Annotated in this window: 18 protein-coding genes; 3 read left to right on the plus strand and 15 right to left on the minus strand. The window is 72.4% G+C overall.

What is annotated here, in order from left to right; all coding sequences use genetic code 11:
- Window positions 1-165: 165 nt before the first annotated feature.
- Genes ASH01_RS06925 through ASH01_RS06950 form a run of 6 tightly spaced genes read right to left on the minus strand, consistent with a single transcriptional unit; the run spans window position 166 to window position 5,298 of the window.
- Window positions 166-492, minus strand: a complete 327-nt coding sequence (locus tag ASH01_RS06925) for a DUF4229 domain-containing protein (protein ID WP_056773450.1) — start codon at window positions 490-492, stop codon at window positions 166-168.
- Between the two features lie 12 nt (window positions 493-504).
- The gene (gene ccsB, locus ASH01_RS06930; protein WP_056773453.1) at window positions 505-1,515 is read right to left on the minus strand and encodes a c-type cytochrome biogenesis protein CcsB; all 1,011 of its coding nucleotides are present in this window, start codon (window positions 1,513-1,515) and stop codon (window positions 505-507) included.
- Window positions 1,512-3,263 (minus strand): cytochrome c biogenesis protein ResB, encoded by a 1,752-nt coding sequence (gene resB, locus ASH01_RS06935; protein WP_082619577.1) that lies wholly within the window; start codon window positions 3,261-3,263, stop codon window positions 1,512-1,514. The genes ccsB and resB overlap by 4 nt, the downstream gene beginning before the upstream one ends.
- 1 nt (window position 3,264) lies before the next feature.
- A complete protein-coding gene (locus ASH01_RS06940) occupies window positions 3,265-4,008 on the minus strand; it encodes a cytochrome c biogenesis CcdA family protein (RefSeq protein ID WP_056773456.1) in 744 nt (247 codons plus the stop codon).
- Between the two features lie 7 nt (window positions 4,009-4,015).
- A complete protein-coding gene (locus tag ASH01_RS06945) occupies window positions 4,016-4,630 on the minus strand; it encodes a TlpA family protein disulfide reductase (protein ID WP_056773459.1) in 615 nt (204 codons plus the stop codon).
- Complete coding sequence (locus ASH01_RS06950) at window positions 4,630-5,298, minus strand: histidine phosphatase family protein (RefSeq protein WP_056773464.1); 669 nt, start codon at window positions 5,296-5,298, stop codon at window positions 4,630-4,632. The genes ASH01_RS06945 and ASH01_RS06950 overlap by 1 nt, the downstream gene beginning before the upstream one ends.
- Before the next feature lie 209 nt (window positions 5,299-5,507).
- Here ASH01_RS06950 and ASH01_RS06955 point away from each other — a divergent pair, with 209 nt between their 5' ends.
- Window positions 5,508-6,125, plus strand: coding sequence for a LysE family transporter (locus ASH01_RS06955; protein ID WP_056773467.1), 618 nt, complete (start codon window positions 5,508-5,510; stop codon window positions 6,123-6,125).
- Between the two features lie 17 nt (window positions 6,126-6,142).
- Here the strand turns inward: ASH01_RS06955 and ASH01_RS06960 are convergent, their stop codons facing one another.
- The 9 genes from ASH01_RS06960 to ASH01_RS22435 form a co-directional block, all read right to left on the minus strand.
- Complete coding sequence (locus ASH01_RS06960) at window positions 6,143-6,763, minus strand: hypothetical protein (protein WP_056773470.1); 621 nt, start codon at window positions 6,761-6,763, stop codon at window positions 6,143-6,145.
- Window positions 6,764-6,973: 210 nt separating this feature from the next.
- Window positions 6,974-8,311 (minus strand): glutamate-1-semialdehyde 2,1-aminomutase, encoded by a 1,338-nt coding sequence (hemL, locus tag ASH01_RS06965; protein WP_056773474.1) that lies wholly within the window; start codon window positions 8,309-8,311, stop codon window positions 6,974-6,976.
- Between the two features lie 44 nt (window positions 8,312-8,355).
- Complete coding sequence (locus ASH01_RS06970) at window positions 8,356-8,841, minus strand: MarR family winged helix-turn-helix transcriptional regulator (protein ID WP_056773476.1); 486 nt, start codon at window positions 8,839-8,841, stop codon at window positions 8,356-8,358.
- A 35-nt stretch (window positions 8,842-8,876) separates the two neighbouring features.
- Complete coding sequence (gene hemB, locus ASH01_RS06975; RefSeq protein ID WP_056773478.1) at window positions 8,877-9,842, minus strand: porphobilinogen synthase; 966 nt, start codon at window positions 9,840-9,842, stop codon at window positions 8,877-8,879.
- 12 nt (window positions 9,843-9,854) lie between these two features.
- Window positions 9,855-11,504, minus strand: coding sequence for a uroporphyrinogen-III synthase (locus ASH01_RS06980; RefSeq protein WP_056773480.1), 1,650 nt, complete (start codon window positions 11,502-11,504; stop codon window positions 9,855-9,857).
- Entirely contained in the window at window positions 11,501-12,469 is a 969-nt protein-coding gene (gene hemC, locus ASH01_RS06985; protein WP_056773483.1) for a hydroxymethylbilane synthase, read from the minus strand. The genes ASH01_RS06980 and hemC overlap by 4 nt, the downstream gene beginning before the upstream one ends.
- Window positions 12,466-13,848, minus strand: a complete 1,383-nt coding sequence (gene hemA / locus ASH01_RS06990; protein WP_056773485.1) for a glutamyl-tRNA reductase — start codon at window positions 13,846-13,848, stop codon at window positions 12,466-12,468. The genes hemC and hemA overlap by 4 nt, the downstream gene beginning before the upstream one ends.
- Entirely contained in the window at window positions 13,845-14,528 is a 684-nt protein-coding gene (locus tag ASH01_RS06995; protein ID WP_020145048.1) for a redox-sensing transcriptional repressor Rex, read from the minus strand. Before ASH01_RS06995 ends, hemA begins: the two co-directional genes overlap by 4 nt.
- Before the next feature lie 143 nt (window positions 14,529-14,671).
- Window positions 14,672-14,974 carry a glutaredoxin family protein gene (locus ASH01_RS22435; RefSeq protein ID WP_082619579.1) on the minus strand — a complete coding sequence of 101 codons (303 nt, stop codon included), beginning with the start codon at window positions 14,972-14,974 and terminating at the stop codon, window positions 14,672-14,674.
- A gap of 165 nt (window positions 14,975-15,139) precedes the next feature.
- On the opposite strand from ASH01_RS22435, the gene ASH01_RS07005 reads away from it, so the two are divergent.
- Window positions 15,140-15,895 carry an RNA polymerase sigma factor gene (locus ASH01_RS07005; protein WP_056773488.1) on the plus strand — a complete coding sequence of 252 codons (756 nt, stop codon included), beginning with the start codon at window positions 15,140-15,142 and terminating at the stop codon, window positions 15,893-15,895.
- Window positions 15,896-16,238: 343 nt separating this feature from the next.
- Entirely contained in the window at window positions 16,239-17,510 is a 1,272-nt protein-coding gene (locus tag ASH01_RS07010) for a DUF5667 domain-containing protein (RefSeq protein WP_056773490.1), read from the plus strand.
- The last annotated feature ends 56 nt before the right edge of the window (window positions 17,511-17,566 follow it).

Raw genomic sequence — 17,566 nt, forward strand, 5'->3', positions numbered from 1 at the left:
AACTGCTCAACACCCGCCCCCGAGCCACCCTCGGCTTCCACACCCCCGCCCATAAACTCAACGAACTACTCAACGTTGCGCACACGCCCTGAAACCGCCTGGGACCGGTGTGACGGCGCACTCACTCGACTGTGGTTGGGCGCTCACTCGAGTGGGGGTCGGCGCTCAGCGGTCGGCGTTGCGGGGGTCCTCGGTGGCCGCGGCACCCGTGGTGTCGGCGTCGCGGAGCGGGCGCTCGTCCTCGAGGTCCTCGGCGAACTCGTCGCTCGTCGGGTCGACCGCGTGCTTCGCCTCGAGCTTGGCCTCGTGGCGCTCGACGAGCTTGGCCGTGATCTCGTCGCGCATGCCGCGCAGCAGGATGTAGGACGCGGCCGCCGAGGCGATCGCCGAGGCACCGAGCAGGAGCACGGGGTTGTTGCGCAGGCCGATGAGCCAGAAGAGGAAGAGGAACCCGAAGAAGATGAGGATGCGGAGCAAGGAGTAACGGACCATGTCAGATCACCGTCACATGCCCGAGTAGTTGTGCATGCCCACGAAGGTCGAGACGAGGTTGACCAGCGTGAAGTTGATGATGACGGCGACGTAGCCCGCGAGCGCGATGTACATCGACTTGCGGTGGTCGACGCCGGCCGTCGCGCGGCCGTGCATGTAGGCGGCGTAGACCGTCCAGATGACGAAGGTCCAGACCTCCTTGGGGTCCCACTGCCAGTAGGCGCCCCAGGCCTGCTTGGCCCAGATGGCTCCCGCGATGAGCGTGAACGTCCAGAGGATGAAGGCCACCATGTTGAGGCTGTATGCCGTCCGCTCGAGCGAGGCGGACGACGGCAGCGACTCGATGAAGTTCGGCTTGGCCGGCGGCTTCTCCTCACGGCGCAGGCGCACGAGGTAGAGCAGGCCGACCGCGAAGGCCAGCGTGAAGAAGGCGACGGCGAGGAAGGCCACAGAGACGTGGATGCCGAGCCAGTAGGACTTGAGGGCCGGCATGAGCTCGCCGGCCTCGGTGTAGAGCACCGTCAGGGCGAGACCGAGGACGAGGAGGATGGGCGTGACGATGAAGACGCCGAGCCACTGCCAGTTGTTGCGCTTGGCGAGCACGCTGTAGGCGGCACCGACCGCAGCCGTGGCGGCCGTCGCGAACTCGAACATGTTGCCCCACGGCGGGCGGCCCACGGCGAGGCCGCGCATGAGCACCGACGCGACGAGCAGCGCCGACGCGAGGTAGGTGAGCATCAGGGCGATGCTGCCCCGCTGGCGGCTCTTGAGGCTCTCCTCGAAACCCGGCCCGGCAGCGTACGGCGTTGCCGGACGTCGCTCGGCCGGGGTCGGGGCGCCGGCACCGACGAGGACGCCCTCGCGCTCGTTGGCGGCGACCTCGGCACGGGACTCGGCGACGGCCTTCGAGTCGGCCACCTTCGGTGCTCGCGCGGCCAGGTGCCAGGTGAAGGCGAGCATGGCGAGCGTGTAGACGATCATCGACGCGTAGAGCGCGGCGTTGGCGTTGGCTGCGAGGTTCACGAGCGGTCGGTCCGTTCTGCAAGGCGGTCGTGCACGCCGGTCGTGATCGCGGAGACGATCGCGGCGAGCCCGGGGTCGGAGTCCTTCGAGAGGCCACCGATGGTGACCACGGTAGCCGGTCGCCCGTCGGCGCCGGCAGGGCTGTCGAGCGTGCCGCCGTCGGGGCCGTCGCCCGTGGTGGCGGGGGCCGGCCGCACGCGGACGAAGACGCGGCGGCGCTTGATCGTGAGCCCGAGGATCAGGCCGAGCGTCGCGAGGATCGCGCAGACGAGGCTGATCGGGGCGCCGGGGTCGGTGCGCACGGACAGGCCGGCGAAGCGCTTGACGCTGTCGAAGGTGATCGAGCCGCGGTCGCCCGGGAGCTGGTAGGTCTGGCCGGGCTTGAGGCGGATCAGCGCGGGCGAGCCGTCGGCCTTGGTGACCTGCTTCATCTCGTCGGTGTTGAGCGTGTAGACCGACTGCGGCGCGCCACCCGGGAAGAGGTTGCCCTCCCAGACCGAGAGCGCCACCTCGGGGTTTTTGGTGTCGGGGAAGATCGACACCGGCCCGTTGGTGAAGCTCGGCTCGGCGGTCGGCAGGAAGAAGCCGGTGAAGCCGAGCTGCTTCGGCGAGGCCGACGGCACCTTGATGACGCCGACCGAGCGGTAGTTGCCGTCCTGCGGCAGGAACGGCGTCGCCTCGCGGTAGAGCACGGAGCCCTTGGCGTCCTTGACGGTGATGACGGGCGTGTAGCCGTTGCCGAGCAGGAAGATGTCGGCGCCGTCGACGGTGATCGGGTGGTTGACCGAGACGTTCTCGCTGCTCTTCGGGGCGCCGGGCGAGCTCTGCAGCGTCGTCTGCGCGTCGAAGAGGCGCGGCGTGCCGAACGAGCGGCCGGGCGTCTCGTTGAACTCGACGTGGAGCTTGTCGAGCGAGAGGACGAAGGGCGGCAGCGTCTCGGTGTCGACCCACGGGCCGGGCGAGATCGTGTTGTAGGTGCCCGCGGACGACGCGAACTTGTCGCCCTCGGCGAGGATGATGTCGCCGCGCCAGCCGAGCAGGTGGCCGACCGCCATGCCGATGATGATGCCGGTCAGGGCCAGGTGGAAGAGCAGGTTGCCGGTCTCGCGGAGGTAGCCGGACTCGGCGGAGACGCTCGTCGCGTCGTGCGAGTGCAGCCGGAACCGCTTGCGCTTCAACACGGCCCGCGCAGCCGAAAGCGCCTCGTCGGGCGAGAGGGTCGTCGTGATCTCGGCGTGCTCGTCGAGACGCTTGAGCCGGGCGGGGGCGCGCGGCGGCCGCGAGCGCAGGGCCGACAGGTGCACCTTCGTGCGCGGCACGATGCAGCCGACGAGGGAGACGAACAGCAGCAGGTAGATCGCCGAGAACCACGGCGACGCGTAGACGTCGAAGAAGCCGAGCTTGTCGAGCCACGGCGAGCTCGTCGGGTTCTGGGCGATGTAGTCGGCGACCCGGCCGGCGTCGATGTTGCGTTGCGGGAAGATCGAGCCCGGGACGGCGGCGATGGAGAGCAGCAGGAGCAGGAAGAGCGCCGTGCGCATGCTCGTCAGCTGGCGCCAGCCCCAGCGGAGCATCCCGATCGCGCCGAGGGTGGGAAGCGTCGGCTCCTGGCGGTCGGGACGCATCCCCGTGCGTATGCCGTCGCTGGGCGTCGCGCCGGCCGTGGCCTTCCGGGTTGCGGCCGCGTCGACGGACGTGTCGGCCGTGGCGGTGGCCTCGCCGGTGGCGGGGTCGGTGTCGGTGCTCATGTCAGATCGCCACCCGGAAGCCGTTGACGAGCCGCACCTGGAGCCAGACGATGACGTCCTCCCAGACCCCGGTCAGCATGAGCAGGCCCACGGCGACGAGGAGCAGGCCGCCGACGTTCTGGAGGGCGCGGCGGTGCCGACGCAGCCAGTCGCTCGCCGTGCCGGCGCGCTCCCACAGCGCCGCCATGAGCACGAACGGCAGACCCAGCCCGATCGAGTAGACGGCGGCGAGCGCGAGGCCGCGTCCGATCGAGCCGGACTCGGCCGAGATCGGAGCAGCCATGGCCTGGATGGCCCCGAGCGTCGGGCCCATGCACGGCGACCAGCCGATGGCGAAGGCGGCGCCGAGCAACGGTGCCCCCGCGAGTCCGGCACGCGGTCGCCAGCTCACCGGGGCGGCATACGAGCGGCCGAGCCCGAGGAAGAGCAGACCCATGAGCAGGACCACGGCACCGCCGACGCGCAGCAGCGCGCTCTGGTGCTCGCGGAAGGCGAGGCCGACGGCAGAAACGGCAGCGGCCGCGATGAGGAAGACGACCGTGAAGCCGAGGACGAAGAGCAGCGCCCCGACGACGAGCCGTCCGCGCGACCGCTTCTCCAGCGACACGTCGGACAGACCGGTGACGTAGCCGAGGAAGCCGGGCACGAGGGGCAGCACGCACGGTGAGGCGAACGAGACGAACCCGGCCACGAGGGCGACGAGCCCCGCGGCGAGGAGTGACCCGGAGGCGAGCTCGGTACCCACGAGGACCTCAGGCCTTCTCGGCGAGGACGTCGTCGATGAGGCCGAGCAGGGTCGTCGTCGAGACAGGACCGGAGACACGCGCCGCGATGCGGGCCCGGTGGTCGAGCACGAGCGTCGTCGGGGTGGCGGAGGCCTTGCCCTGGAGGGAGAGGATCGGGACGCCGCCGTCGTAGGCCAGCGACGGGTAGGTCACCTTGTTGGCGGTCTGGAAGGCGAGCCCGGTCTCGGGGCCCTCGAGCTTGTCGAGGCCGATGAACTCGACCTTCTTGCCCTTCGACTGCACGGTCTCCCAGGCCTTCTGCAGCGCGGGCGTCTCCTCGATGCAGGGTGGGCACCACGAGCCCCAGACGTTGACGACGAGGACCGTGCCGGCGCGCTCGGCGCTGCTCCACGGCTTGCCCTCGAGGGTCGTGCCGTCGAGCTTCACCGGCTCGCCGCGGTCGGTGGCGGGCAGCTGCTCGATGGAGCCGTCGCCGGCGACGTAGCCCTTGCGGTCACCCGAGCGGGCTTGGTCCGCAACGGAGTTCGGGTCGGACGAGCAGGCGGCCGCGAACGTCACGAGGCCCCCGGCCATGGCCACGGCGCCCCACCGCAGTGCGGTGCGTCGGTCGAGGTGGTCCATCAGGCGCCCACGCTCTTGCTCGCCCTCGCGAGCAGCTCGGCGGCCGGCTCGGAGTACGTGATCGAGGCGAGCTCGTCGCCCCGGTAGGTCAGCGACGTCAGCGAGGCGAGCGTGCACTCGCGCTTGCGCGGGTCGTGCCAGAGGCGCCGTCCCTCGAGCTTGTTGCGCACGGTCCAGACCGGCAGCTGGTGGCTCACGACGACGGCCTCGTGTCCGCGGGCGGCGTCGCGCGCGTCGGCGACGGCCGCGAGCATGCGGGTCGCGATGTCCTCGTAGGGCTCGCCCCAGGAGGGCTTCGTGATGTCGCGGAAGAGGTGCCAGTTGCGCGGGTGGAGCAGGTCCTTGGGGCTGACCGACCGGCCCTCGAACTGGTTCTCGGACTCGATGACGCGTGTGTCGGTGGCGATCTCGACGTCGTGGTCGACCGCGATGGGGGCCGCGGTCTCCTGGGCGCGTTCGAGCGGTGAGGCGACGACGTGGGTGATGTCGTTGGCTCGGAGGTGGGCCGCGACGAGACACGCCATCTCCCGGCCGAGATCGGAGAGGTGGAAGCCGTCGAGGCGCCCGTAGAGCACGCCGTCGGGGTTGTGGACCTCACCGTGTCGCATGAGGTGCACGACCGTGAGGTCGTCGGCGCCCGGCGCCACCCCGCTCGTGCTCTCACCCATGGGCGACAGTCTCTCAAACGTCGTGCTCAGGACCGAATCCGCATCCGAGCCTGTGCACCCCCTGTGACGTGCAGCGACACCGAGCGGTGCCCCGCTGACATGGCCCCACGCGTACGCCGTCGGTGGCGGTCCCCGACACCGGTGGCCGAGGTCACGCCGTCCGTGGGACGACCGGCGCCACGGACGGGGGCCGACCTACACTCCGTGACGTGTCGTGGTCACTCTGGCTGACGCTCGTCGCGACGGGCGCGCTCATCTCCTTCACCCCCGGGGCCGGCGCCGTCAACACGATGGCCAACTCGCTCGGGTCCGGCTGGACCCGCTCGATCTGGGGCATCCTCGGCCAGCAGGTCGCGCTGCTCGCCCACATCGCCGTCGTGGCCGCCGGCGTCGGCGTCCTCGTCGCGGGCTCACCGGTGCTCTTCAACCTCATCCGGTATGCCGGCGCCGCCTACCTCGTCTACCTCGGGATCCGCCAGTTCCGGTCGCGCGCCGCGGCGGCACGGGTGGGTGAGGTGCAGCGGGAGCCGGCGTGGTCGATGTTCCGCCGCGGTCTGCTCGTCAACCTCACCAACCCGAAGGCCGTCGTCTTCTTCCTCGCGTTCACGCCGCAGTTCATCCGGCCGGAGCAGCCCCTGCTGCCGCAGTACGCCGTGCTCGCCGCGACGGTGATCGCCATCGACGTCATCGTCATGTGGTTCTTCTTCGCCGCGGCGGCACGCGGGCTGGGGCGACTGACCCAGCGCGAGTCGGGCCAGCGCACGCTCAACCGCGTCTTCGGCGGGCTCTTCGTCGGCGTCGGGGTGCTCCTCGCCGCCGTCCACTAGCGCCCGGACGACCGGCGTCAGACGAGCTCGGGCACGTCGAGGTGCGCGATGGCGAGGGAGAACTCGCCGATCTGGGTGATCCTCATGCCGGTCTCCTGCACGAGGTCGGCCCGCAGGCCCATCGCCGCGTTGCGGGTCGCCATCATCGCCTGCGGTGAGTCGTACGTCGCGGTGACGCACGTCCGTCCCGCGGCCCGGTCGACGAAGAGGCTGGCGCTGCAGAAGCCCTCGAGCTGCTCGACCCGCGGCATGATGCCCATCCGGAAGGCGTCGAGCATCCGGTCGACCATGGCCGGGTCGCCGTCGGTCCACGTCACCCGGGCGGCGCAGCCGTCGGCCACGCGGTGGTCACGGTGGAGGTAGGCGATCTCCCACTCCTCGACGGTGGCCTCACCGCCGAGCAGGTCGGCCGCCTGCCGTCGGAGCGGGACGACGGTGTCGGCGGTGGCGCGCATCGCGGCATCGTCACGCCAGGCCGTCGTGACGATGCACTGGCCGCTGATGCGGTCGGCGACCATGGACAGGCCCACGCAGCCGTCCATCGCCCTGACCTGCGGCATCACCACGTCCTGCACGTGTGCGATGCCGCTCTCGATCATGCCGGGACGGCCCAGGACCGTCGTGGAGCGTGCGTGCACGACCCCACCTCCCTCGGTCGGGGCGGCACCCCGACGGCGCCGCCGTCACCGACCAGCGTCCTCCTCGTGGGTCGAGCCCACAATCCCCGCTTGCCGTATGCCGTGTCGCCCGGTCCCCACGCCCGTTCGAGGTGATCGCGGGCTGGCCCGTGGCGGCCGCGATCACCTCGAACCGGGGCCGCGCGAGGCGCCGGGTCGGCGGTCCGCAGGTCAGTCCGAGGTCGCGGCGGCCCGCGCTGCGGCCGGTAGGGCCGCGAGCACGTGGTCGACGGCCTCGTCGTCGTGCGAGGCCGAGACGAACCACGACTCGAAGGCGCTCGGCGGGAGGTGCACGCCCTGGCTCAGCATCGAGTGGAAGAACCGGCGGAAGGCGTCGCTGTCCTGGTCCCTGGCGTCGTCGTAGTTGGCGACGGCCCCGTCGCGGAAGAAGACCGAGAACATCGAGCCGGCCCACTGGATCGTGTGCGGCACCGAGGCCGCGGAGAGCTCGCTCGCGACGGCGTCGGCGATCGCGTGCGAGACGACGTCGAGGCGCTCGTACACGGCAGGCGTGCAGCCCTGGAGCGTCGCGAGGCCGGCAGCGGAGGCGACGGGGTTACCGGACAACGTGCCGGCCTGGTAGACGGGCCCCTGCGGGGCGAGGAGCGCCATGACGTCGGCACGACCGCCGAAGGCCGCGGTCGGGAAGCCGCCGCCCATCACCTTGCCGAAGGTGAAGAGGTCGGGCGCCCCTGTGGCATAGGGTCCCTCGAGGCCGTAGAAGCCTGACGCGCTGCACCGGAAGCCCGTCATCACCTCGTCGGAGACGAGGAGGGCGCCGTGCGCCCTGGTGACGCGGAGCAGTGCCTCGGTGAAGCCGGGAGCCGGCGGGACGACGCCCATGTTGCCGGCCGCGGCCTCCGTGATGACGGCGGCGATCTCGTGGCCGCGCTCGGCGAACGCGGCCTCGAGGGCCGGGACGTCGTTGTAGGGCAAGACGATCGTCTCGCCGGCGCTCGAGCGCGGCACACCGGCGGAGTCGGGGAGGGCGAAGGTCGCGACACCCGAGCCCGCCGAGGCGAGGAGGGCGTCGACGTGACCGTGGTAGCAGCCGGCGAACTTGACGATGACGTCGCGGCCGGTGAAGCCGCGGGCGAGGCGGATGGCCGACATCGTCGCCTCGGTGCCGGAGTTGACGAGGCGCACCTGCTCGACGGGCTCGACCCGCCGGACGATCTCCTCGGCGAGGCGCACCTCGTTCTCGCTGGGCGTGCCGAACGAGAAGCCGTGAGCGGCCGCCTCGGTCACGGCGGCGAGGACGTCGGGATGCGCGTGGCCGAGGATCATCGGGCCCCACGAGCAGATCAGGTCGACGTAGCGCTTGCCGTCGACGTCGGTCAGCCACGGACCGGTCCCGCTCGCCATGAAGCGCGGCGTGCCGCCGACCGCCCGGAAGGCGCGCACCGGCGAGTTGACCCCACCGGGGATCACCTCGCTGGCCCGTGCCAGGAGCGCGGCGGACGCCGGGGCGTCGGTGGTCGTCTGGACGGTGACGGGCTGCGAGCTCATGCACCCAGTCTCTCAACCGATGCTGGGTGCGCCCCGCCGGGTCGTCAGTGGCCGCTCGTGCCGTTCGGGTCGAGGTGGTCACGCACGATGGCCATGGCGTCGCCGATCGCCGTGAACTGCGTCGCCGTCATGATGTCGACGAGGTTGGCGCGCACGCTCTGCACGTGGACGCGCGCGATGTCGCCGACTGCAGCCAGACCGCCGGTCGTCAGGACGAGCTCGACGCCGCGCTTGTCGTCGGAGCACTGCTCGCGCGTCACCCAGCCGCGGTCCTCGAGCCGCTTCGCCGTGTGCGTCAGCCGGCTGCGCGACTGGACGACCATGGCCGCGAGCTCGGACATCCGGAGCCGGTGGTTCGGGCTCTCGGAGAGCATCGAGATGATCTCGTACTCGCTCAGCTGCAACCCGGCGTCGCCGAGCGCGTCGTCGAGCGCGCGCTCGAGCAGCCTCGTGCCGCGCAGGATGGCCCGCCACGACGCCTGCTCGGCGTCACTGAGCCACCGCACGCCGTCATCCCCTGTACCTGACATGTCAACCTCCTGCGATTGCACAGATGGTAGTGGTGTCAGGCGGTCCATTCGGCCACGTCGAGCGCGAAGTACGTCAGCACGACCTGCGCACCGGCGCGGCGGATCGAGGTGAGGGACTCGATCGCGGCGCTCCGGAGGTCGATCCAGCCGTTGGCCGCGGCCGCGTGGATCATGGAGTACTCGCCCGACACCTGGTACGCCACGACCGGCACCGACGCCCGCTCGGCAGCGGCCGCGACGACGTCGAGGTAGGACATCGCCGGCTTGACCATGACCATGTCGGCGCCCTCGGCGATGTCGAGGTCGATCTCGCGGAGGGACTCCACGATGTTGGCCGGGTCCTGCTGGTAGGTGCGGCGGTCGCCCTGCAGGCTCGACTGGACGGCCTCGCGGAAGGGCCCGAAGAAGGCCGAGGCGTACTTGGCGGAGTAGGCGAGGATCACGGTGTCGGTGAGGCCTTCGGCGTCGAGCGCCTCGCGGATGACGGCGACCTGCCCGTCCATCATCCCGGAGGGCGCCACGACGTGGGCGCCCGCGCGAGCCTGCGCGACGGCCATCTCGGCGTAGAGGAGGTTGGTGGCGTCGTTGTCGACGCGACCGTGCTCGTCGAGCACGCCGCAGTGCCCGTGGTCGGTGAACTCGTCGAGGCACGTGTCGGCCATGACGACGAGGTCGTCACCGACGGCGTCGCGGACGGCACGCAGGGCGACGTTGAGGATGCCGTCGGGGTCGACGGCGCCCGAGCCGGTCGCGTCCTTCTCCTGCGGCACCCCGAAGAGCATGATCCCGCCGAGTCCGGCCGCGACGCAGCGGTGGGCGACCTCGACGACGCTCTCGAGCGTGTGCTGGTCGACGCCCGGCATGCTCGTGATCGGGCGCGGCTCCGTCAGGCCCTCGCCGACGAAGACGGGCAGCACCAGGTCACGCGGGTGCAGCCGGGTCTCGGCGACGAGGGATCGCAGGACGGGGGTCTGGCGCAGGCGACGGGGACGCTCGATCATCGGGGCCTCGTCTCAGCGGGCGCGGCGGCGCGAGGCCGGACGCTTGTCGCTGGGACGCTGCACCGACTGGCCCGCCTCGGCCGCCGCGACGGCGAGCCCGACGCCGTGGCCGGCGAGCGCGTCGACGAGGCTGAGGGCCGAGGCCTCGGGCGCGAGGACGTCGACCCGGAGGCCGTGCTCCTGCGCCGTCTTGGCCGTGGCCGGCCCGATGCATGCGACGACCGTTGCGGCGTGGGGCTTTCCGGCGATGCCGACGAGGTTGCGCACGGTCGAGCTCGACGTGAAGAGCACGGCGTCGTAGTCGCCGCCCTTGATGGCGTCGCGGATCGACGCGGCCGGCGGGGCGGCGCGGACCGTCCGGTAGGCCGTGACGTCGTCGACCTCCCAGCCCATGTCGCGCAGGCCGGCGACGAGCGTCTCGGTCGCGATGTCGGCGCGGGGCAGCAGCACGCGGTTGATCGGGTCGAGGACCTCGTCGAACTCGGGCCACGACTCGAGCAGCCCGGCAGCGGACTGCTCGCCCGCGGGCACGAGGTCGGGGTTGATGCCCCACTCGCGGAGAGCGGCGGCGGTGACGCCACCGACCGCGGCGACCTTGAGGCCGGCGAAGGCCCGGGCGTCGAGCCCGAACTCCTCGAAGCGCTCGCGCACGGCGCGCACGGCGTTGACCGAGGTGAAGCCGACCCACTCGTAGCGTCCGGTGACGAGGCCCTTGACGGCCTTCTCCATCTGCTGCGGCGTGCGCGGCGGCTCGACGGAGATGGTCGGCACGACGTCGGCCGTCGCGCCGTAGCCGGCGAGCCGGTCGACCATCGAGCCGGCCTGGGCCTGGGTGCGCGGCACGAGCACCTTCCAGCCGAAGAGCGGCTTGGACTCGAACCACGAGAACTCGTCACGCAGCCCGACGTTGGGAGACACGACGGCGAGCGACACCTGCAGCGGCTCCTTGCCACCGAAGATCCCGTCGGCGTCGCCGAGGGTCGTCGCGACGGAGGACTGGCGCACGGTGGTGCCGTATGCCGTCAGCGCCACGAGGGCGTGCGCCGGACGTCCTGCAGCGCGCAGCGCAGCGAGGGCGGCCCGGATGCCTTCCGTGCCGCCGAGCAGCACGAGGGTGTCGGTGTCGGCCGCGTAGGCGGACCAGTCGACGCCGGAGCGGTCGACGCCAACGACGTGGACGGCCCCGGTCGACTTCGAGGTCAGGGGCACTCCGGCATACGTGGGCCCGGCGGTGAGCGCCGACACCCCCGGCACGACGTCGTAGGTGATGCCGGCCTTGCGGCAGGCACGCACCTCCTCGACGAGGCCGTTGAAGGTCGCGGGGTCACCGTCCATGAGGCGCACGACGAGACCGCCGGGGGCGACCGACTTCGCGGCCTTGACGACGAGCTTGGCGCGCACCGCGTGGGTGAGCTCCTGGCCCTGCTCGCCGTGGCCGGCGTCGATGATCTCGACGTCGGGGCGGGCGTGCTCGAGCACGACGTCGTCGCGGGCGATCCGGTCGAGGATCACGACGTCGGCGGCGGCGAGCAGGTCGCGGCCGCGCAGCGTCATGAGGCCGGGATCGCCCGGTCCGGAGCCGACGAAGGCGACACACGCCGGCGTCGTCGCGTGGGTGGGAGTCGAGTCCGTCTGCTCTGACGGCTGGCGGGAAGGAGTCACGAAACTTGCTCCGGTTGGTGTGGGGCGTGGTCTGGGACAGGTCCAGCTGACGTGGCGACCTGGAGGTCGGCGGCGCCGTCCTCCAGCAGGATCCGGGCGAGGCGCGAGCCGAGAACCACCGGCTCGTCGTAGGGCCCGACGAGCGAGCGGCGCAGCGGGGCGGTGCCGTCCTCCGCGCCGGCGAAGGCACGCAGCGACAGCTCGAGGCCGTCGTCGCCCTCGACGACCTCCGCGAGCGCCCCGACGGGTGCGGTGCAACCGGCCTCGAGCGTCGCGAGCAGCGAGCGCTCGGCCTCGACGCAGGCTCGCGTGTCGGGGTCGTCGAGGACGGACACGGCGGCCACGACGTCGTCGCGGTCGGACCGGCACTCGACGGCGAGGGCGCCCTGACCCGGTGCCGGCAGCACCTGGATCGGGTCGATGACCTCGGTGGCCTCGTCGAGACGGCCGAGCCGGGCGAGACCGGCGCGCGCCAGCACGACTGCGTCGAGCGCACCCGAGGAGACGAATCCGATTCTGGTGTCGACGTTTCCGCGGATCGGCCGGATCTCGATGCCGAGCCCGAGCGCCGCGATCTGTGCCGTGCGACGCGGCGAGCCGGTGCCGACGACGGAACCGGCGGGCAGCTCGCCGAGCGTCAGCCCGTCGCGCGCCACGAGCACGTCGCGGCTGTCCTCGCGCACCGGCACGGCGGCGACGACGAGACCCGGCTCGGGCGCCGTCGGGAGGTCCTTGAGCGAGTGCACGGCGACGTCGATGCGACCGTCGAGCAGGGCTCGTCGGATGGCCGCGGCGAAGACGCCGGTGCCACCGATCGCGGTGAGCAGCTCGCCCGAGACGTCGCCCTCGGTCGTGATCTCGACGAGCTCGACCTCGTGGCCGGCCTCGCGGAGGCGGTCGGCCACCCACCCGGACTGGGTGGTGGCGAGGGCCGATCGGCGCGTGCCGAGACGCAGGGCGGTCATGGCTGGGCCCGCTTCGGCGGCGTGGACACGTTGGCGACGTCCTTGGGCTCGAGGTCGAAGAGCTCGCGCAGGGCGGCGGCGTAGTCGTCGCCGCTGCCCTCCATCGCGAACTCCTTGACCCGCATGGTCGGCGTGTGGAGCAGCTTCTCGACGATGCGGTGCACGGCGAGGCCGACCTCGGCACGGGTGGCCTCGTCGAGGCCGGGCAGCCGCTGGTCGAGCCGCTCCATCTCGGTCGCGACGAGGGCGGCGGCACGAGCGCGCAGCGCGGCGACGGTGGGCGCCACGGACTTCTCCATGCGGCGCGTCAGGTAGTCGGCGACCTCACCGGTGACGAGCTCGCGCACACGGACGACCTGGGTCGTGTCGGCGCGGCCCTCGAGCAGGAGTCCCAGCGACTGGAGGTCGACGAGCGAGACGCCCGGGACGGCGTGCGGCCAGGAGACGACGGGCTCGACGTCGCGCGGGAGGGCCAGGTCGACGACGACCTGGGGTCGACCCCCGCGGCGGCTCGCGCTCGCGGCCAGCATGTCGGCCGTGATGACGTGGCCGACCGCCCCGGTGCACGTGACGACGAGGTCGCTCTCGGCGAGGACGTCGGTCAGGTCGTCCCAGGGACGGGCCACGCCGGACGTCGTGGCCGCGAGGCGCTCGGCACGCTCGGGCGTGCGGTTGACGATGGTGAGGGACCCGATGCCCTGGCGGCGGACGGTCGCGGCGGCGAGGCCGCTCATGCCACCGGCCCCGACGACCGCGGCGGCGACATCCTCGAGCGGGCCGAGGACCGCGGCCGCCTCCTCGAGCGCGATCTGCACGAGCGAGACGCTGTGCTGGTCGATGTCGGTCTCGGTGTGGGCGCGCTTGCCGACGCGCAGGGCGCCCTGGAAGAGCGCGTTGAGCGACTCCCCCACCTGACCCCGGCTCTGGGCCCCGGCGAGCGAGTCGCGCATCTGGCCGAGGATCTGGGCCTCGCCGACGGCCATCGAGTCGAGCCCGCAGGCGACGGTGAAGGCGTGGGCGACGGCGGCGTCGTCGTAGCGCACGTAGAGGTGGTCGGCGAGGGCCTCGGCACGGTCGGCGAGGGCGTCGGCCGGGTCGCCCGGCGGCAGGTCGGCGACGCGGCGCGCCCCCTCGGGCTCCTCGACCCCGGCAGCGAGGGCGAGCGCCTCACCGATGGCGGCGACGGCGGGGTGGAAGGCCGGCACCGACGCGTAGACCTCGAGGCGGTTGCACGTGGAGAGCACGACGGCCTCGGTGGCCGTGGCCGAGCTGAGCACGGAGGCGGCGATGGCCTCGGCACGGCCGGGACGCTCCGAGAGCGCCTCGAGCACCGACAGCGGGGCGGTGTGGTGGGACAGGCCGATGACGAGAAGGCTCATGGGGCGGCCACCGCCGACCGGAGGTCACCCGCGGCCAGCGACTTGCGCTGGGCGTGGAAGGCGAGGATCTGCAGCTCGGTCGAGAGGTCGACCCGGCGTACGTCCACGCCGCTCGGGACGGAGAGCACCGCGGGCGCGAAGTTGAGGATCGAGCTGATGCCAGCGCCGACGAGGGCGTCGCAAACGGCCTGGGCGGCGGGGGCCGGCGTCGCGATGACGCCGATGGCGATGGGATCGACGGCGTGGTGCTCGGTGAGCTCGGCGAGTGGGCGGATCGCCACCCCGACGATCTTCTCGTCGGCGAGCGCGGGGTCGTCGTCGTAGAGACCGACGATGCGGAAGCCCTTGGTGACGAAGCCGGAGTAGGAGGCGAGCGCGTGCCCGAGGTTGCCCATCCCGACGATGGCGACGGGCCAGTCCTCGGTCAGACCGAGGGCGCGGGAGATCTCGAGGGCGAGCGTCTCGACGTCGTAGCCCACGCCGCGGACCCCGTAGGAGCCGAGGTGGCTGAGGTCCTTGCGCAGCTGCGCCGAGCGCACTCCGACCTCGGCCGCGAGCTCTTCCGACGAGACCGACAGGACGCCGTCCTCAGCGAGGCGCGAGAGCGTTCGGAGGTACTCGGGAAGCCGCGCGACGGTTGCGTCGGGGATCTCGCGACGCAGTGCTGGGTCGGCGGACACTCTTGCTCACCGGCTCCTCTCGAACGAGGCGTTCTCCCACACGTGGAGCACGTGGGGACCCGATCAGGCTAGACGTTTGTGAACCCATGCACAAAGTTGACTTCGACGGCCTACCACGGCATGGGATGCGCCGGTGAGGCAGGTCACCGGAGCGCGGCGCGCAGGCGTGCCTCGTCGACCCGCCAGAAGTCGTGGCGCCGCCCGTCGACGAACGTCACGGGGATCTGCTCGGCATAACGCCGCAGCAGCTCCGGGTCGTCGTCGACGGACTGCTCCTGCCAGGCCACGCCGAGCTCGCCGGTCACCCGCTCGACGACGGCGCGCGCCTCGTCGCACAGGTGGCATCCGGCGCGTCCGAGGAGGACGACCCGCGGTGGGACCCCGGCAGCCGGGACAGCGGGAGGGTCTGGAGCGTCGAGGGGAGGCTCGCTCGTCATGCCGACCACTGTAGGCACGCTCACGGCGCCGCACGTCGGGTGCACCACAAAACGTCGTCGGGGTCCCATCCGCGGTCGCATTCCGACAGACTGTCCACAATGCGCGCGAACAGGACGTCGGGTCGCCGGCCCCCACCTGTCCTCGCACCGGGAACGACCCCGGGGCGGGCGTCGATGACGCCTGCCTGCCCGGCACTGCCGGGCACGGTCCCGGCGATCCTCGCGCCCACGGCATACGCCCCGCCGACGTGGCGCTCGGCGCTCGACGCCATCTGGTCGGCCCTGGCCGATGCAGGCGCCGAGGGTGGCGGACTGACCCGCACCTCCCCGGGCTCCCCCGGCTCTGCCGGGTGGCGGCGGCACCCGGAGCGCGACGCCGACGAGCAGGCCCGCATCGCGGCCCTCGTCGAGCTCGCCCAGGGCGGCGACAAGGAGGCGTTCGCCCAGCTCTACGACGTCTACGTCGACACGGTCTTCCGCTACGTGCTCGTCCGGGTCGCCAACCGCGCGCTCGCCGAGGACCTCACGTCCGAGACCTTCCTCCGGGCGATGCGCCGGATCGACTCGTTCACGTGGCAGGGCAAGGACATCGCGGCGTGGTTCGTCACCATCGCGCGCAACCTCATCGCCGACCACGTGAAGTCGGCGAAGTTCCGGTTCGAGGTGGCGACCGCCGACATGCGTGACGCCGACGAGCGGGTCGACGCCCCCGACACCGAGGTGCTGACCCGGCTGCGCGACCAGCGCCTCGTCTCGGCGATCAAGGAGCTCGGCTCCGACCAGGCCGAGTGCATCACCCTGCGCTTCCTCCAGGGACTCAGCCTCGCCGACACCGCGAAGATCCTCGACAAGTCCGAGGGGGCCGTCAAGCAGCTCCAGCTGCGCGCCACCCGGGCGCTGCGCAAGGCCCTCGAAGGAGTCGAGCTGTGATCCGCGTAACCCCACCGGCCCCCTCGTCGTTCTCATGGCGTAGGGACGGTGCGTGTGGGCCCGGACCGACGCTCGGCGCGCTGACCGGCGCGACCGTGGAACGTGTGAACGCAGGCGGCGGGGTGGCAGCGATGGCGGTGCTCCGGCCCCTGACGAACGACCCGCACCACCCACCCCTCGCCGCACCACGTGTCGTATGCCGTGCCGTGTCGTCCCAGCCGGGGCCGCCGGGTCGGGCGAGGGCACCCGGCACCCCCTGACGGGACGACCGACGAGGGGACCAGCACGACCAGCCAGCACACCGGCACCACGAACCAATGGACTCGAGAGACGGAGGAGGGACATGGACCTCGGTGCGAACGCCGATGGCGAGCTCCTCCAGCGCGCCCTCGAGGGCGAGCAGGTCTCCGAGCCCGGCATCCTCGAGCTCGTCGCGGTGCTGCACGCCGTGCAGGCCGTCGACCAGGCCGGCCTGGCGCCGCGGGCCGAGTTCGTCTCCGACCTGCGCGCCCGACTGCTGGCCGACGACGCCACCGCGGTCACTCCCCTCGTCCCCCTCCCACCCGCCGACCCGATCGACGACGACGGTCCGCGCGACGGCGGCACCGTGTCGATCCTCCGCGTGGCGGCGCGGCCGCTGAAGTTCATCGCCGCCGCGGCCGCCAGCATCCTCGTCATCGGCGGCGCCCTCGGCTTCGCGTCCCGCTCGGCCGTGCCCGGCGACGCGCTCTACGGCGTCAAGCAGCTGCTCGACCGGGCCGCCGTCCAGCTGGCGGGCTCCCGCTACGACGAGGGCCTGACCTACCTCGCCCAGGCGCAGGAGCACATCGCCGATGCCCGCGACCTCATCGACGGAGGCTCGCCGTCGACGCACGACCTCGACACGGCCTACGACGCCGCGACGGACGCGACCGGCCGCGCCCAGACCATCCTCATGGAGGTCTACCGCACCGAGCACCGCGCTGACGCGCTGACCGAGCTGGCCGACTTCTACACCCGCGCCATCCCGCAGGTCGACGCGATGCGACCCCGGGTGCCCGCCGACTCGCTCGCGTCCTGGCAGCGTCTGCGGGACCTGCTCGGCGCGGGCCAGGTGGCGACCCTGAGGGAGCTGGCCGCCTGCGGCGTGTGCGGCGACCGAGCCACCCAGGCCCGACAGGCCCTGGCACGACTGCCCGGTGCGGTCCGGCCCAGCAGCCCGGTGAGCGGCACGTCCGCCCCGGGCACCGCGTCATCTCGACCCGGGGCCACGACGACCCCACGGCCCACCGGCTCGGCACCGCGGCCCCCGGTGGTCTCGGTGCCCGTCCCGGGCGGCGTGCCGGTGCCCGGCGTCTCCGTGCCCGGCGTCACCGTGACCGGCGGCGTCACCCTCCCCGGCGGCACGATCAACCTGCCCGGCGTCGGGGTCACGAGCTCGTCCGTGGGTGTCGGTGGCGGCGGCGTCACGCTCCCCGGTGCCACGGTCAGCCTGCCGGGGGTGGGCGTCACGTCCTCGACGATCAGGGTCGGCGGCGGTGGCGTCACGCTGCCCGGCGCGACGATCCCGCTGCCGTCCGTGACCCTCGGCGCCCCCACGGTGCCGGTGCCGCTACCGACGAAGATCCTGCCCTGACCTGAACGCGTGTCGGTCTCCTCGCGGTTCCGTCGCGACCGGCGGTCACGGGCGGG

Origin of the sequence: Terrabacter sp. Soil811, from assembly GCF_001429655.1 — a bacterium.
GTDB lineage: Bacteria > Actinomycetota > Actinomycetes > Actinomycetales > Dermatophilaceae > Terrabacter.

Excerpts from the sequence above, each read along its gene's own strand:
- ASH01_RS06925 (WP_056773450.1), bottom strand. The coding sequence starts at position 492 with ATGGTCCGTTACTCCTTGCTCCGCATCCTCATCTTCTTCGGGTTCCTC.
- resB (WP_082619577.1), bottom strand. The coding sequence starts at position 3,263 with ATGAGCACCGACACCGACCCCGCCACCGGCGAGGCCACCGCCACGGCC.
- ASH01_RS06945 (WP_056773459.1), bottom strand. The coding sequence starts at position 4,630 with ATGGACCACCTCGACCGACGCACCGCACTGCGGTGGGGCGCCGTGGCC.
- ASH01_RS06950 (WP_056773464.1), bottom strand. The coding sequence starts at position 5,298 with ATGGGTGAGAGCACGAGCGGGGTGGCGCCGGGCGCCGACGACCTCACG.
- hemL (WP_056773474.1), bottom strand. The coding sequence starts at position 8,311 with ATGAGCTCGCAGCCCGTCACCGTCCAGACGACCACCGACGCCCCGGCG.
- ASH01_RS06970 (WP_056773476.1), bottom strand. The coding sequence starts at position 8,841 with ATGTCAGGTACAGGGGATGACGGCGTGCGGTGGCTCAGTGACGCCGAG.
- hemB (WP_056773478.1), bottom strand. The coding sequence starts at position 9,842 with ATGATCGAGCGTCCCCGTCGCCTGCGCCAGACCCCCGTCCTGCGATCC.
- hemC (WP_056773483.1), bottom strand. The coding sequence starts at position 12,469 with ATGACCGCCCTGCGTCTCGGCACGCGCCGATCGGCCCTCGCCACCACC.
- hemA (WP_056773485.1), bottom strand. The coding sequence starts at position 13,848 with ATGAGCCTTCTCGTCATCGGCCTGTCCCACCACACCGCCCCGCTGTCG.
- ASH01_RS07005 (WP_056773488.1), top strand. The coding sequence starts at position 15,140 with ATGACGCCTGCCTGCCCGGCACTGCCGGGCACGGTCCCGGCGATCCTC.
- ASH01_RS07010 (WP_056773490.1), top strand. The coding sequence starts at position 16,239 with ATGGACCTCGGTGCGAACGCCGATGGCGAGCTCCTCCAGCGCGCCCTC.